The sequence below is a fragment of the Flavobacterium oncorhynchi genome, from assembly GCF_002217355.1.
Taxonomy (GTDB): Bacteria; Bacteroidota; Bacteroidia; order Flavobacteriales; family Flavobacteriaceae; genus Flavobacterium; species Flavobacterium oncorhynchi.
Genome location: NZ_MUHA01000015.1, coordinates 40,511 through 56,328, shown reverse-complemented (window position 1 = coordinate 56,328; position 15,818 = coordinate 40,511). Strand labels below are relative to the sequence as shown.

16 protein-coding genes are annotated in these 15,818 nt (G+C 32.5%); 11 read left to right on the top strand and 5 right to left on the bottom strand.

The window, feature by feature from the left end:
* Window positions 1–65: 65 nt before the first annotated feature.
* From B0A75_RS11770 to B0A75_RS11760, 3 genes are read right to left on the bottom strand one after another with little or no spacing between them, the layout of a single operon-like run.
* Entirely contained in the window at window positions 66–410 is a 345-nt protein-coding gene (locus B0A75_RS11770; protein ID WP_089054471.1) for a phage holin family protein, read from the bottom strand.
* A 53-nt stretch (window positions 411–463) separates the two neighbouring features.
* Window positions 464–1,228 carry an alpha/beta fold hydrolase gene (locus B0A75_RS11765; RefSeq protein WP_089054470.1) on the bottom strand — a complete coding sequence of 255 codons (765 nt, stop codon included), beginning with the start codon at window positions 1,226–1,228 and terminating at the stop codon, window positions 464–466.
* Between the two features lie 51 nt (window positions 1,229–1,279).
* On the bottom strand, window positions 1,280–1,993 hold the full coding sequence (locus B0A75_RS11760; RefSeq protein ID WP_089054469.1) for a pyridoxine 5'-phosphate synthase: 714 nt from the start codon (window positions 1,991–1,993) through the stop codon (window positions 1,280–1,282).
* Between the two features lie 116 nt (window positions 1,994–2,109).
* Between B0A75_RS11760 and B0A75_RS11755 the strand changes: the two genes are divergently transcribed.
* The 8 genes from B0A75_RS11755 to murI all read left to right on the top strand — a co-directional run bounded on the left by B0A75_RS11755 (window position 2,110) and on the right by murI (window position 10,571).
* Window positions 2,110–2,769: a CBS domain-containing protein gene (locus B0A75_RS11755; protein WP_089054468.1), complete on the top strand. Its 660-nt coding sequence runs from the start codon at window positions 2,110–2,112 to the stop codon at window positions 2,767–2,769.
* A gap of 92 nt (window positions 2,770–2,861) precedes the next feature.
* Complete coding sequence (locus B0A75_RS11750; protein ID WP_089054467.1) at window positions 2,862–3,746, top strand: NAD kinase; 885 nt, start codon at window positions 2,862–2,864, stop codon at window positions 3,744–3,746.
* Window positions 3,747–3,919: 173 nt separating this feature from the next.
* Window positions 3,920–4,609, top strand: coding sequence for a type IX secretion system protein PorG (porG, locus tag B0A75_RS11745; RefSeq protein ID WP_089054466.1), 690 nt, complete (start codon window positions 3,920–3,922; stop codon window positions 4,607–4,609).
* A 4-nt stretch (window positions 4,610–4,613) separates the two neighbouring features.
* Window positions 4,614–5,354, top strand: a complete 741-nt coding sequence (locus B0A75_RS11740) for an isoprenyl transferase (RefSeq protein ID WP_089054504.1) — start codon at window positions 4,614–4,616, stop codon at window positions 5,352–5,354.
* Window positions 5,287–8,061, top strand: coding sequence for a BamA/OMP85 family outer membrane protein (locus B0A75_RS11735; RefSeq protein ID WP_165765120.1), 2,775 nt, complete (start codon window positions 5,287–5,289; stop codon window positions 8,059–8,061). Before B0A75_RS11740 ends, B0A75_RS11735 begins: the two co-directional genes overlap by 68 nt.
* A 42-nt stretch (window positions 8,062–8,103) precedes the next feature.
* Window positions 8,104–9,123, top strand: coding sequence for an OmpH family outer membrane protein (locus B0A75_RS11730; RefSeq protein ID WP_089054465.1), 1,020 nt, complete (start codon window positions 8,104–8,106; stop codon window positions 9,121–9,123).
* A 14-nt stretch (window positions 9,124–9,137) separates the two neighbouring features.
* Window positions 9,138–9,641 (top strand): OmpH family outer membrane protein, encoded by a 504-nt coding sequence (locus B0A75_RS11725; RefSeq protein WP_199170255.1) that lies wholly within the window; start codon window positions 9,138–9,140, stop codon window positions 9,639–9,641.
* Window positions 9,642–9,794: 153 nt separating this feature from the next.
* A complete protein-coding gene (gene murI, locus B0A75_RS11720; RefSeq protein ID WP_089054464.1) occupies window positions 9,795–10,571 on the top strand; it encodes a glutamate racemase in 777 nt (258 codons plus the stop codon).
* 2 nt (window positions 10,572–10,573) lie between these two features.
* Here the strand turns inward: murI and B0A75_RS11715 are convergent, their stop codons facing one another.
* A complete protein-coding gene (locus tag B0A75_RS11715; protein ID WP_089054463.1) occupies window positions 10,574–11,812 on the bottom strand; it encodes an aromatic hydrocarbon degradation protein in 1,239 nt (412 codons plus the stop codon).
* Window positions 11,813–13,141 (bottom strand): DUF4270 family protein, encoded by a 1,329-nt coding sequence (locus B0A75_RS11710; RefSeq protein ID WP_089054462.1) that lies wholly within the window; start codon window positions 13,139–13,141, stop codon window positions 11,813–11,815.
* 240 nt (window positions 13,142–13,381) lie between these two features.
* On the opposite strand from B0A75_RS11710, the gene B0A75_RS11705 reads away from it, so the two are divergent.
* Genes B0A75_RS11705 through B0A75_RS11695 form a run of 3 tightly spaced genes read left to right on the top strand, consistent with a single transcriptional unit; the run spans window position 13,382 to window position 15,818 of the window.
* Window positions 13,382–14,389: a Kelch repeat-containing protein gene (locus B0A75_RS11705; protein WP_089054461.1), complete on the top strand. Its 1,008-nt coding sequence runs from the start codon at window positions 13,382–13,384 to the stop codon at window positions 14,387–14,389.
* Complete coding sequence (locus tag B0A75_RS11700; RefSeq protein ID WP_089054502.1) at window positions 14,379–14,708, top strand: DUF4907 domain-containing protein; 330 nt, start codon at window positions 14,379–14,381, stop codon at window positions 14,706–14,708. Before B0A75_RS11705 ends, B0A75_RS11700 begins: the two co-directional genes overlap by 11 nt.
* Window positions 14,709–15,818, top strand: coding sequence for a sensor histidine kinase (locus B0A75_RS11695; protein ID WP_089054460.1), 1,110 nt, complete (start codon window positions 14,709–14,711; stop codon window positions 15,816–15,818).

The window sequence follows — 15,818 nt, the reverse complement described above, 5'->3', positions numbered from 1 at the left end:
TTTGCAACCCAACCAAGTTTTTAATATATTGTATTTGAAGTGGTTTTTAAGTCACTTTAATGCCTTTATTTATCGTCTCCTACTATTTTATATGCAATAGATTGCAGAATAGATAATATAACACTAAACAATAAAGCTGTCCAGAGTGAATCAACTGCAAATCCTCCTACAATATTAGTGCACAACAAAATGATGACGGCATTAATAACCAATAAAAACAATCCCAATGTAACCACTGTTACCGGCAATGTCAAAATAACCAGTATTGGTTTTATAAAAAGATTCAATAACCCTAAAACCACTGCAACGATAATTGCTGTAGTAAAACTGGCCACATGCACTCCTGTAAGAAAGTTAGCAATTAACAAAACCAAAGCAGCCGTAACAAGAAGTCTAAGTAATAATTTCATATCTTTTTCTTTTTAAATTTTAATAAAAGTAACATTTTTTTTATCAAAAAAAGTTACTCTTTTAAAAACGTTGTTGTCAATTCAAAAAACATTTTTGGATTTTCAGCATGAAGCCAATGCCCCGCATTTGGAATGGTTTCTAATTTTAAATTAGGAAAATGTTTTCGAATATCTTCAAGATCTGAATCTAAAATATACCCCGATGCTCCGCCACGAATAAATAATGTCGGTTTATCAAAAACCAAATTATCTGCCAGCGGTTTTCCAATTGCATCCAAATTATTATTAAAAACAGCGAGATTAAATCTAAATGCTAACTGACCAGGTTCTTTCCAATATAAATTTTTTAATAAAAACTGGCGAGTTCCAAAGTCAGGCACGTATTGCGCTACTATTTCTTCAACATCATTTCGACTTGGTTTTACAGAAAAATCAACTGCATTCAACCCCGCCAAAATATCTTGATGGTGCTGTTTATAGAATTTAGGACCAATATCTGCAACGATTAATTTATCTACAATTTCCGGGTGTGTTGCCGCAAAAAGCATAGCTACTTTTCCTCCCATTGAATGCCCAAGAATATCAATTCTAGTCAAATTATTCGCATTACAATATTCAAATACATCCTGAACCATTGCTTCATAACTCCATTCATCAGAATGAAAACTGCGCCCATGATTTCGTAAATCTAAAATATGAACCTGAAATCCTGCTTCTACATATTGTCCTGCAAGTGTTTTCCAATTGTCAGACATTCCAAGAAATCCATGCATGATAATGAATGGTTTTCCTTCGCCTTCTATTTTTGAGTATAACATTTATTTTACATTAAATATTTATTTATCCTTTCTAAGAATCTTTTTGGAAACTTATTTCAATTTATTCAAATACATATTTACAACATTATCTAAACCAAGATAAAGCGCTTCTGAAATCAAAGCATGACCAATAGAAACCTCTAATAATCCTGGAATGTTTTGTTTGAAAAACTGAATATTATCTAAACTCAAATCATGTCCGGCATTTATTCCTAACCCTAATTCATTTGCCAATTTTGCAGCTTCAACATAAGGATCTATTCCTTTTTTATTCCCCAAATCATATTGATGTGCAAAAGCTTCAGTGTACAATTCAATTCGATCTGTTCCTGTTTTTTTCGCTCCTTCAATAACCTCCAAAACTGGATCTACAAAAATAGAAGTCCTAATTCCGTTTCGTTGGAACTCTTGAATAACTTCTGTTAAATAAGATTGATTTGCTATTGTATCCCAACCTGCCGAAGAGGTTATTGCACCAATTGCATCTGGCACCAATGTAACTTGATCAGGCTTGCATTCAAGAACTAAATCAATAAAATTATGCTGCGGATTTCCTTCAATATTATATTCTGTAGTAACAATTGCTTTTAAATCGCGCGCATCTTGATACCGAATATGTCGTTCGTCTGGACGTGGATGAATCGTGATTCCTTGTCCTCCAAAACGTTGTATATCGACAGCAACTTTTAATAAATCAGGAACATTTCCGCCACGTGCGTTTCTAAGCGTTGCGATTTTATTGATATTTACACTTAACTTTGTCATATAAATAGATAATTAATTCTAGTAACACTATATTTGTTACGACAAAAATACAAAGTAAAACGCAGCAGTTTTTGGTATTTTTTGATTATTTTGCATTAAATATCTCCAATTGATTTATGACAGAAATTACAAACTATATCACCAATGATTTCGGACCAATTGATGGTCAGGAAACTATAGCATCGGTTCAAGACTTTTTTGCCGAGGTAAATTTTTCTCATTTCCCTGTTTTGGAGGAAGGAATTTTCATTGGAAGTATTTCTTCTGATGATGTTGAAACTTTTGATTCAGATAAAAAAATAATTGATTACAAATATACTTTAGAACGTTTTTTTGCTAGAAAATCAATGATTTGGCTGGATGTTTTAGAAGTTTTTGCAAAAAACCACACCAATACAATTCCTGTTCTTGACGAAAACAACTCCTATGTAGGCTATTATGAAATAGAGGACATTATGAAGTTCTTTCAAGAAACTCCTTTTATAAAAGAGCAAGGCGGAATTATTATTGTTCAAAAAGGTCTTTTAGATTATTCTATGAGTGAGGTTACGCAAATCGTCGAAAGCAATAACGGAAAGATATTAGGATGCTTTGTCTCTGAAGCTGATTTAGAGAATGTTCAAATTACCATAAAAATAGGATTAGGTGCAATGAATGAAATAATTCAAACTTACAGAAGATATGGTTATGAAATAATCTCAGAGCATCAAGAAGACACTTATATTAACAGCTTAAAAGAACGCTCTGATTATTTAGACAAATATCTTAATATTTAAATTAGAAAATTGGTCAATGAGAAAATTAGAAAATGTTCTCAACTAAATAAATTATCAAATTAACACATTTCCTCATTATCTAATTAAGACGAATGAAAATAGCCATTTACGGACAATATTATCAAAACAGCACTGAACCAATTATAAAAGACATTTTCTTGTTTCTTACTTCAAATAATGTCGAAATTGTAATTGAAGAAAACTTTTTGGAAATGCTCTATGAAAAGCAGCTTGTCAAAAAAGAGTATTCTACTTTTTCATCAAGCACAATTTTAGATGATAGCTTTGAGATGTTGATTAGTATTGGAGGCGACGGAACAATGTTAAGAGCAGCTGCTTTAGTTCGCAGTTCAGGTGTTCCACTTTTAGGTATAAATGCAGGCAGATTAGGTTTTTTGGCGAAAGTTCAAAAAGAAAATATCGACAGCTTACTGCAGTATGTTATTGACCAAAACTACACAACATCTGAACGAACATTACTTGGTTTAACGTGCGAACCTAAAAATGACGCCTTTGCAGAACTTAATTTCGCAATGAACGAAGTTACAGTAAGCCGAAAGGATACTACTTCGATGATTACTGTAGAAACTCACCTAAACAACGAATACCTAAGTTCGTATTGGGCAGACGGCTTGATCATTTCTACCCCTACCGGCTCTACAGGATATTCATTAAGCTGCGGCGGACCAATTTTAACGCCAGATGTAAAAAGTCTAGTCATTACTCCTATTGCACCGCATAACTTAACCGCAAGACCACTTGTTATACCAGACGACACAGAAATTACATTGCGCGTTTCAGGCAGAGAAGATCAATATTTGGTTTCATTAGACTCTAGAACTTCTTCTGTAAAAAACGAATCAATTTTAAAGATCAAAAAAACTGATTACAAAATAAAAATGGTCGAAATACCAGGCGAAACTTTCTTAAAAACATTAAGAAACAAACTGCTTTGGGGCGAAGACAAGAGAAACTAACCCTATTTCTTACTTAACACTATACGATAATAGGACATTTTCTCGTTCTGCCTGTAGTGAATCATCATTAAATGTCTCAAATTCATATTGTAAATTGAAAAAAAAGCACATTTATGTAAAGGAACGTTGATTCGTATTGATAATTATTATATTTGCACGCAATTCTGAATTAAATGAAGAAAATTTTTAATTTATTGTTATGTTTTTTTCCCTTTATTACACTAAATGCTCAAATCAATGAGATTGGTGTTTTTCTTGGTGGAAGCAACTTTGTAGGCGATGTAGGAAGTACAACTTACATAAATCCTGATAAACTGGCTTTTGGCGTTTTGTATAAATGGAATAAAAGCCCTCGTCACTCTTATCGAATTTCTTACACGCAATCTACGATTACGGGAAATGATTTAGACTCAGATGAAACAGGAAGAAGCGGAAGGGGATATCGTTTTGAAAATAATATAAAAGAAATCTCTGCGGGTTTGGAGTTTAATTTTTTTGATTTTAATTTGCATGATTATCACAGAAAAATTACACCTTATATATACTCTGGATTAAGTTTTTTTATTTATGACGGATTGTATCGCTATAAGACAACCCAAAATATTACACAAAGTACAAACTCAAATTCATTTGCAATACCAATGACACTGGGTATAAAATCAAATATAACATCTCGCTTTGTCTTAGCGGCCGAAGTTGGAGCACGATATACATTTACAGATAACATTGATGGCAGCAATCCAAACACCAACAATGCAAACATTTTAAAATTTGGAAATTTAAACAACAATGATTGGTATGTTTTCTCAGGTTTAACACTAACGTATACCTTTGGACAAAAACCTTGCTATTGCGCACAATAATACAATGAATTTAATAGACTCTATAGATCAATCAAACTTACCAAAACATCTGGCCATTATTATGGACGGAAATGGACGCTGGGCCAAACAACAAGGCTTTCTAAGAGCATTTGGACATGAAAATGGTACAAAATCTGTAAAAAAAACAATTACAACTTGTGCTAAGCTTGGTATCGAGTACTTAACCTTATATGCTTTTTCTACAGAAAACTGGAACCGTCCTAAACTAGAAGTTGAAGCATTAATGAAAATTTTAATCAATTCATTAAAAAAAGAACTAGTTACGCTTCAAGAAAACAACATCAGACTTAATGCAATTGGGAATCTTGAAAAATTACCAAAATCCGCACAAAGAGAGCTCCTTGATGTAATTGATAAAACTAAAAACAACACTCGTCTTACTCTTACGCTAGCTTTAAGTTACGGATCGAGAGAAGAATTGGTAAATGCCGTTAGAATCATCAGTGATAAAGTTAAAAATAATATAATTTCAATAGACGCTATTGACGATTCAATTATAAATGAGCATCTTTACACGCAAAATTTACCTGATGTAGATTTGTTAATACGAACAAGTGGAGAACATAGAATAAGTAATTTTTTGCTATGGCAGATCGCCTATGCAGAATTGTATTTTACTAATGTCTTGTGGCCAGACTTTAAAGATCAAGATTTATATGAGGCTATTATTAGTTATCAAAAAAGAGAACGTAGATTTGGAAAAACCAGTGAACAAATTAAATAATTTTTTAGTGTTACAAAAAAGAATACAAATAGTCTTTACCCTTTTACTTTTGGGTAGTTTTTCACAAATTAAAGCACAAGAAAGAGTTCCTTTTGATCAAGGAAAAAAGTATATACTGGCCAAAGTTTCTGTAGTTGGTAAAATTAGCTTTAACGAACAAACTGTAGTAACGTTTTCTGGACTTCAAACTGGCCAGGAAATAACCGTACCGGGAGAAGAAATCACGGGTGCAATTAAAAAATTGGGTAAGCTTGGTCTTTTTGACGAAATCGCTTTTTACATTAATAGAGTTCAAAATGACAGTATTTATCTAGATTTAAATATTGTTGAGCTCCCAAAGCTTAATGAAGTTAAAATCACTGGTGTAAAGAAAAGCAAAATCGAAGCTTTAATTAAGGACAACAATTTAACCAAAAACAAAATTGTAAACGAGAACTTAATTACTACCACGAAAAACTACATCGAAAACAAATACAAAAAAGACGGTTTTTACAATACTAAAGTTACCATTACAACCACACCAGATACAATTGCCGGTAATCAGGTTAATATGTTGGTGCGTATAGATAAAGGCGACAAAGTAAAAATCAGCAATATCGACTTCACTGGAAATAAACAACTTACAGAAAGTCAATTAAGAGCTGCGATGAAAGACACGAAACAGAAAAATGTTTTCCGTGTTTTAAAAGCTTCTAAATTTATTCCAGAAAAATACAAAACCGACTTAGAAAAAGTTATTTCGGCATACAAAGAAAAAGGATATCGTGATGCACGTATTATTTATGACTCTGTTAAATATAACAAAGAGAAAAATATGCTTGGCATTAAAATTAATGTTGAAGAAGGAAACAAATATTACTTTGGAAACATAAAATTCTTAGGAAATACAGTTTACTCAGATCAGCAGTTAAATCGTTATTTAGGAATCAAAAAAGGAGAAGTTTATAATGGTGTAATGCTTGAAAAAAGAATTGCAGACAATTCAAAACCTGATGGTGAGGATATTACAAACTTGTACCAAAACAACGGTTATTTGTTCTCAAAAATCAATGCTGTAGAGGTAAAAACGGTTAATGATACTATTGATTTTGAAATTAGAATTACCGAAGGTCCAATTGCCTATTTCAACAAAATATACGTTACTGGTAACGACAAAACAAATGACCACGTAATTTATCGTGAGTTAAGAACAAAACCAGGAAACAAATACAGCAAAGAAGAATTAGTTAGAACAATTCGTGAAATTGGACAATTAGGATTCTTTGATCCTGAGTCTATCAAGCCTGAATTTAGAAACGTTGATCCAGGAGCAGGAACAGTAGATATCGAATACCAATTAGTAGAAAAAGGATCTAGCCAGGTTGAACTTCAAGGAGGTTACGGCGGCGGCGGTTTCATTGGAACGTTAGGATTATCATTCAACAACTTTTCGGCACGTAAATTATTTGACAAAGATGCTTACAAACCGCTTCCAATGGGAGATGGACAAAAAGTATCATTACGTTTACAAGGAAGTACTTATTTCCAAACTTACAGTTTATCATTTTCTGAACCTTGGTTTGGAGGAAAAAAACCAGTACAATTTAGCTCATCTATCTCGTACAGTAAACAGTTTAATAATAATTATGTTACAAGAACTGTTGATAGAAGCCAAAGTTTTAATATTTTTACAGTACAAGTTGGTTTAGCAAAACGTCTTACTGTGCCAGATGATTATTTCGTATTATCACAATCTGTAAGTTACCAGCATTATGATTTGAATAATTACTTTACTGGTTTATTTACCTTTGGTAATGGAGCATCACGAAACTTAGCTTACACTATTGGAATTTCAAGAAGTAATAAAGGGGTTAACCCAATATTCCCAACTTATGGTTCTGAGTTTAGTGTCTCTGCTAAAGTAACACCTCCATATTCATTATTTAATGGAGTAGATTATGCTAACTTAGGAAATGAAAAAGAATACAAAACAAGATATACTGGTACAACCACTACTACAGGAGCTGACGGGCAACCAATAAATCCTGGAGATTACACAAAAAGTGAATCTATAAATGGTAGTAACCAAACAGTAAGTGTGGGATCTGATTATGCAAATGCAGATACAGATCAAGCAAAAGTCGATCAGAAAAAATACAACTGGTTAGAATATTATAAGGTTAAATTTAAAGCAGACTGGTATACTAAGGTATATGGAAAATTAGTTTTAAGAACATTAACAGAATTTGGTTTCTTAGGTGCTTACGATCAATCTAGAGGTGTTGTACCGTTTGAACGTTTTTATTTAGGAGGAGACGGAATGGCGCAGTATTCTATGGATGGTAGAGAGACTGTACAGCTAAGAGGATATCCGAACAACTCATTGACGCCAATTATTGAAGACAAAACAAGTTCTAGATACGGGCAGCAAATTGGAGCAACTATTTACAACAAATTCTCAATGGAGTTACGTTATCCAATAACATTAAAACCATCTGCATCGATCTATGCCTTGACGTTTTTAGAAGCAGGTTCATCATATCCAACATTCAGGGATTACAACCCGTTCGATTTATATCGTTCTGCTGGAGCTGGTTTACGTGTATTCATGCCTGCGTTTGGATTATTAGGAATCGATTTTGGTTATGGTTTCGATGCTCTGCCAGGATCTGTTACAAACAAAGCAAATGGCTGGGAAACTCACTTTATAATTGGACAACAATTTTAGAAATAATACGTTTGGTTAAAAATCATCGAATAAAGTAATGTTATGAGAAAACAATTTTTATTTATATTTTTAGCCTTGATTGTAGCTAATACAAGTCAGGCACAAGGCAAGACAACTAGAATTGGTTACATAGATATGGAATATATCTTGGAAAATGTTTCTGATTATAAAGAAGCAAAATCACAATTAGAGTTGAAAGCTCAAAAGTGGAAACAAGAAATAGAAACAAAAAAAACAAACATCAATACACTTAAGGAAAACCTTAAAGCAGAAAAAGCTTTGTTAACCAAAGAATTAATTGATGAAAAAGAAACTGAAATTAAGTTCTTAGAAAATGAAATGCTGGATTATCAGCAAAAACAATTTGGAGCTGACGGAAATCTAATTCGACAAAAAGCTGCTTTGGCAAAGCCAATTCAAGATCAGGTATTTACTGCCGTTCAAGATATTGCAGAAGCTAAAAATTACGATTTTGTTTTTGATAAATCATCAGATTTGACAATGCTTTTCAGCAACAAAAGATTTGATATCAGCGATCAGGTTATACGTATCTTGAACAGAACTGACAAAAGAGAACAATTGACGAAAAAACAATTGAAAGATCAGGAAGTACAAGAAAGTAAAGAAAATGCTATCGATGAAAATCCTGCTATGGCTGATCGACAAAAAGTTCTAGATGAAAGAAAAGCCGCTAGAGAAAAGCTTATTGAAGACAGAAGACTAGAGCAAGAAGCCAAGAAAAAAGAGTATGATGACAGGCGAAAAGCGATACTAGAAGAAAGAGAAGCTAAAAAAAATGGCACGGTTTCTGAACCAGCAAAAACAACTCAGGCAGCAAAAACAACCGAAGCAGTTAAAACTGATGGTACGACAGCAAAACCAGCAGCAGCTGAAACAACAACAGCTGCACCTGCAGTAGACAAAGCAGCCGAAAGACAAAAACTTTACGAACAGCGTAAAAAAGAATTAGAAGAAAGAAGAAAAAAAATATTAGAAGAAAGAGAAGCGGCGAAAAAAGCAAGAGAAGCCGAAACACAAAAAACTAATACGACCAATAATTAATTAATATTTTAAAAATGATGAAACAAATCAAAACTTTACTAATTGCTGCAATACTAATTTTAGGAGCAAGTAACACAATGAACGCACAGGCGAAGGTTGCCCATGTTGATGTAAGCGACATTATGTCGAAAATGCCTGCTATGCTTGATGCTCAAAATCAACTGCAAAAATTAAGTGGTACGTATGATGCTGAATACAAAAAAATGGTTGATGAATATCAAACTAAAATCAAAAAGTACGAAGCTGAAGCTGCAACTGTAACAGAAGCTGTTAATGGAGATCGTTCTAAAGAAGTTCAAGACATGCAAAAAAGAATTGTTGACTATAGAGACAATGCTCAAAAAGAATTGCAACAAAAAGAAACTGACATCGTAAAACCATTAATGGAAAAAGTAAGAGCTTCTATCCAAAAAATTGGAAAAGCTAAAGGTTTCCAATATGTTTTAGATGGTTCTACTCTTTTATTAGCTGATGGTCCAAACATTACTGCTGATGTAAAAAAAGATTTAGGATTCTAATAAAAACGAATTCTTTAATTAAAAACTGTTCAAATTTTTAAAAAATTTGAACAGTTTTTTTTTACATTTATTTAAAATAAAAAAGACATATCATTCGCAAATTACAATTAATTTCAACTATCATTTTGTTTCAAAAAATACTAAATTTGCACTATGACAAACGATAATCCTATAGGTGTTTTTGACTCTGGAATTGGAGGAACTTCAATTTGGAGCGCTATTCATGACTTACTTCCAAATGAAAAAACAATTTATCTAGCCGATAGTAAAAATGCTCCGTATGGTCAAAAAACCAAAGAACAGATTGTTGCTTTAAGTAAAAAAAATGTTGATTTTTTACTGGAAATGAAATGCAAATTAATTGTTGTAGCGTGCAATACAGCGACAACTAATGCTATTCGTGAACTCCGTAATGATTATGACATTCCGTTTATTGGAATTGAACCTGCGATAAAACCTGCAGCCAATAACTCTAAAACGCAAGTTATTGGTATCCTGGCTACAAAAGGAACATTAAACAGTGAGTTGTTTAATAAAACTGCAGAAATGTTTCAAAACACAACGATTATTGAACAGGTTGGTTATGGACTAGTTCAGTTAATTGAAGATGGAAATTTGTATTCTACTGAAATGACACAGCTTTTAGAATCATACTTGCAGCCTATGATAGATGCAAACATTGACTATCTTGTTTTAGGATGCAGCCACTACCCCTATTTAATTCCTCAGATTAAAAAAATACTTCCTGAACATATTCAGATTATAGATTCTGGAGAAGCAGTAGCAAGACAAACTCAAAATATTTTACGCGAAAAAGTTGGTTTTACAACAGCTCAAAAAAGCGAACCTATATTTTACGTTAATTCAAATCCAGTTGTTTTAGATTCCATTTTAGAACATAAGTACAACGTAGTCCAAAAAGATTTCTAATTTTATTCTATTTTTCTCTTAACAAACCAAATACCATCTAAAGATAAGTTTACAGACAATTTATGATAATTTTCTTTGATTAAATTGTTTGAAATACTTCCTTTTTGCCCGTACGAATATGAAATATTTAAGGCCGAAAAAGTATTTTCGATAGGCAGATTAACTCCAATTGAAATTGAAGCATTGTTGATTCTTTTTCCGTCTATTTCAAGATATCCCGTATCAAAATTTGCACCTGCAGAATATTTGACCCTGTCCCAATATTTTCTGTAATTTCGTTTTTCGTTAAAATAAGTAAAACCTAACGCAAATCTGTCTTGATTTACATAATCACCATAGAAACCAGATTGTTTCGTATCATTCCATAAACTTTTTTCATAATCAAAAGTCATATTCAAGACTTTTTTGAATCGTTTACTAATACCAATTCCAATTTCTAAAGGCATATAATAATCGTCTACATCAGAAACTGTTTCAGGTTGAATATCGCTCACCACCTCATCATTGATCGACTCAACTGACTGTACTTTTGAACCTTTAATTTGTGCCGGTAATTTAACTGTTGCACCAATAGTAAACGTAGAATCAATTTTATACTGAGTTCCTAACGTTGCACGAAGTCCGTTATAATCTGTTTTTTTATGTATAGTAGTGATTGAATTGAGAATTGTAAAAACTCTGTCATCAACAGTGTTTCCAAATAACAAAGCTGCAGACGCTCCTACCGTAAGTTTTTTACCAAATCGATACCCATAAGAAAAATCAAAATTATTTAATCCTCCTGAACCTGTTGCTGATAAACTATAAGATTCCTGACTATCTGAGATTGGCAGGATAAGATTAGAAATTTTAAATGCCGAGCTAGAATACGGACGTAACGCAACACTAAAACCAGAATTTTTAGTAACTGGAAAAGCAAAAGCAATATGAGAAAATTGAAAATTGTTACGATTCTCCTTTTTTGAATTGTTTTGATAGGTTGTCGCAATAGCTTTACCACCAACATCAAACATAAAATGATTTAATGGAAGTGAACCTAATGAAGCTGGATTAAGATTATTAATAAAGCTATCTGATGGCAGTGCAATTCCCGCTGATCCAATTGAAGGAAGCAATCCAAAATCAGCATCATACAAACTGCCTACTCCATACAATGAATACGGCGAACTTGAAATACTTTGAGAAAATGATGCAAACGATATTAAAATGGCGCAGTAAATAAAAACTATTTTATTTTTCATTTAATAAGAGATGTAATATATTTTTAGTTGAATTTTATTGTTTAAATGCTTTTGATCCCCTAAAACAATTCGATCTACGGTTTTAGAAATACCAGGAAGCGTAAGGATCAAAGAAGATTTAGAATCAGAAGCTCGAAGCATTTCCTTTTGTAAAAAATTACCCAACGGAATAGTATATCCGATGTTTTCGTTGAACTCATCGCTTTTCTTATTCAAAATACCATAAACTGCTGCTCCAGCAGAATTCAATAACGAACTGCTTATTCTATTTAAATTGTCGCCTACATATATTTTTAAGGAATCTGCAAGTGGGTATTTTTCAGAATAAGAATTATTAACTGGTTTTAAAATCAATTGAGCATCGACAATAGCGCCGTTATCTGAAATATATTTCAACTGTCTTAAGTTTGGAAAATCGATACGACAAGCCACTCCTGTTCCAGACTGAATAAATCCCTGTCCGTTAGTCGCTGTGCTCGAAAGTTTACTGCTCGATATAGGCAGATTTTGAATTAACGTTCCTGTTTTATCTAATGAAATAGAATTAAACTGCTTTGTAGCATCTAAAATAGAAAAATCGATCACAAAAGGAACCTCATCAACACCCGCTTGATATTTGGAGTAATACAAACGCACTAAACTCTTGGAAGTATTAAACCCAATAACACTTGACGAGTTAGACGATGATGGTACAATTACAAGCCCTTTTAGATACTCTGTAAAAGAGTCAAAATCTGTAATATCTCTTTTCTTTATTTTTTGAAAAAGAGCTTCTCCAAATACATTACTCATTTTTATATTAATCGAATCTTTTCCAACTGGGCGCGGCTTGTATGAAAATGTTCCCAAACTTTCCTCATCGTAACTCAAACTCGAATTATTATAAAAACTTCCAGAATCAGTATTTGGTTTTACTTTTTGCGTTAAGCGATGAATATTAAATGTTTGAATTTTAGTTGTATCGCCATAAAAATAGTTATCATACTTTAACACCATAGAAATGGAATCAAAAACATAATTAACATTCTCTGTATCGGAACCTTCATTATTTAAAGCATAATTACTTGATGACAACTGAAAATAACTACTCGATTTTACCTTACCAAAAATAGGATCATCGTAATTTCCAACCAGGATTCGGCTTTGGTTTGAAGTCACCAGCGAATCAAAATTTATGGTAGACATTTCGACCGTTACAGTATCAATCATAACAACCTTATTGTTCAACGCCAAATAATCAGATCCAACTACAAACTCTCCTGCATCAGTATCTGTTCCGCATGAAAATAATGTAAAAGCAACAAACAACACAAACAATAACTTACGCATAATCAATTTTTTGCGCAAATATATAATGGCGTGGTTTAGACGGCATCATAACATATACAGTCTTACATTTTTGTTCTATAAAAGGCAAAAAAGCATCTACAATAGATAAAGTAACATCAATAACTCATTCGCCTTTAAAAAGTCTGATTTAGTCTATCAAAATGGGCAATACATATATCTTCTTTTTTTTAAATCCTTCTCCAACCTACTTTTGAACCAATAAATAAATTTTAATACACTATGAATAATTTTAAAAAAGGAATATTATTCGCTTCATTACTTTCTAGTCTCTTCTTTATAAGCTGCAGCAATGACAACGAGGATGATGAATTAATGGGAAACTGGGTAAAGAAATCAGCTTTTGATGGGCCGGCAAGGTCTAGCGCCACAAGTTTTGTAATTGGTGATTATGCTTATGTTGCTGCTGGTTATACCGGCGATGTATACTTGAAAGATTTATGGGCTTACAACTCAAATGGAGACTATTGGGAGCAAAAAGCAGACTTTATTGGTGTAGGAAGAAGTTCTGCATCTAGCTTTGCATTAAACAATAAAGGTTACATTGGACTTGGTTATGACGGAACTAATAAACTGAAGGATTTTTATCAATACGATCCTTCCAACAACAGCTGGACTCAAAAAACAGATTTTGCTGGAACAGCTCGTTATGCTGCTGTAGGTTTTCAGGCTGGAGGAAAAGCTTATTTTGGAACTGGTTATGATGGAAACTATCTAAAAGATTTCTATCAATATGATGATCAAGCAAACAGCTGGACACTTGTAAACGGTTTTAGCGGTAATAAAAGACGCAATGCAACTGTATTTGTAATTGCTGATAAAGCGTATCTGGCTACAGGAATTAATAATAGTGTTTACCAGGGAGATTTTTGGGAATTTGACCCTGCAACTGATACTTGGACAAGAAAAAGAGATATTGATAAAAATACCACTGATGATTATTCGTATAATGACGAATATGCAATTGTACGTGCCAATGCATCAAGTTTTAGCATGAATGGACTAGGATACGTAGTTGGAGGCGAAAATATAAAAACAATTTGGGAGTACAACCCAACTACTGATCTTTGGGTTGAAAGAACTCCGCTTGAAGGCGCAACAAGAACTGATGCTGTAGGTTTTACTATAAATAATCGCGGTTTTTATATGTTAGGAAGAATTGGTTCTTCTTATTTTGATGATGCTTGGGAATTTAAACCTTTGGAGGAACAAAATGACAATGATAATTAATACTAAACAATTCTTCTGGAGTAACATCCAGAAGAATTTATTGCTTTTGTGTCTTGTTTTACAAATGGTTTCTTGTGAAAAAAAAGAGGCCTATAGAACAGAAACTTTTCAAACCACTTCTGGCTGGGGATACTCGATTTTGTATAAAGACAAAATCATTATTAAACAATCGATTATACCCGTAATAAGTGACAACAAAAGTTTTTCGACAGAAGATGATGCATTAAAAACTGCTCATTTAGTGATTGAAAAACTCAGCCAAAACTTATCACCAACAGTAAACAAAAATGAATTAATTTTATTAAAAATAAAATTATAAATGAAAATCGGAGCCATCAAAAATACTAACTCAAATAAAATTCTATTCCATTGTATTATATGGGTTTTCTTCATTCTGACTTCTTTAATTCAGTTTTATGAAAGTCCGTTTAGGATCAATAATGATTTTTATGTTCAGTGGGCATCAGGAATAATGTTGTTTTACCTCAACTATTATTACATGGTTCCGTCCCTTCTTTTACAAAAAAAGTACTGGCAGTATTTTTTATTTGCATTTATAATTATTGCTGCTTTTATGATCATCAGAATTAATTATTTTATTCCTGAATTCAGACATTTACCTCCTTCAAATATTGCCCGCCCACATTTCATGCCAAATGAAACTGTACTTTTACGAAAAACCGACAACTTAAAAATCGAAATGAAACGTCCGCTTTTCTTTAAAATCGGCCCTTCCTTTTTCTATATTTTAATTCTTACCATAAGTGCAATTATTAGAACCCTGACAGAGTTTTACAGCAACGAACAAAACAAACTAATTGCCGAAACGCATCGAACAAATACGGAATTGACTTATTTGCGCAAACAAACCAATCCGCATTTTTTATTCAATTCTCTAAACAGTATTTATTCTCTAGCACATAAAAAATCTGATTTGGTCCCTGATGCCATCGTCACATTATCTGAGTTAATGCGTTATATGCTGTACGAAACAGATAATAAAACGGTAGCTTTAGAAAAGGAAATAAATTATATTCAGAATTATATTGAACTGCAAAAACTAAGACTTAACAACATTGAAGATATTGTAATTAATGTTCATGGCGACACTAAAAATAAGTTTATTGAACCTTTACTGCTGATATCATTTGTTGAGAATGCCTTTAAGTACGGAACAGATTATAAAGGTGCAGCACATATCAAAATTAAAATTTTCATTTCAGAAAACAACCTTGATTTTTGGATTGAAAATACAATTGAAAACTATATAAAAGACCCTGAAAATTCAGGTATTGGACTAGTAAATATCCAAAACAGACTGGATTTACTTTACCCAAATGCTCATGAACTAACTATAAACCAAGACAGCCAATTTTACCGCGTGCATTTAAATCTAAAATTAGATGAAATTAAAACTACTGTAAATTAA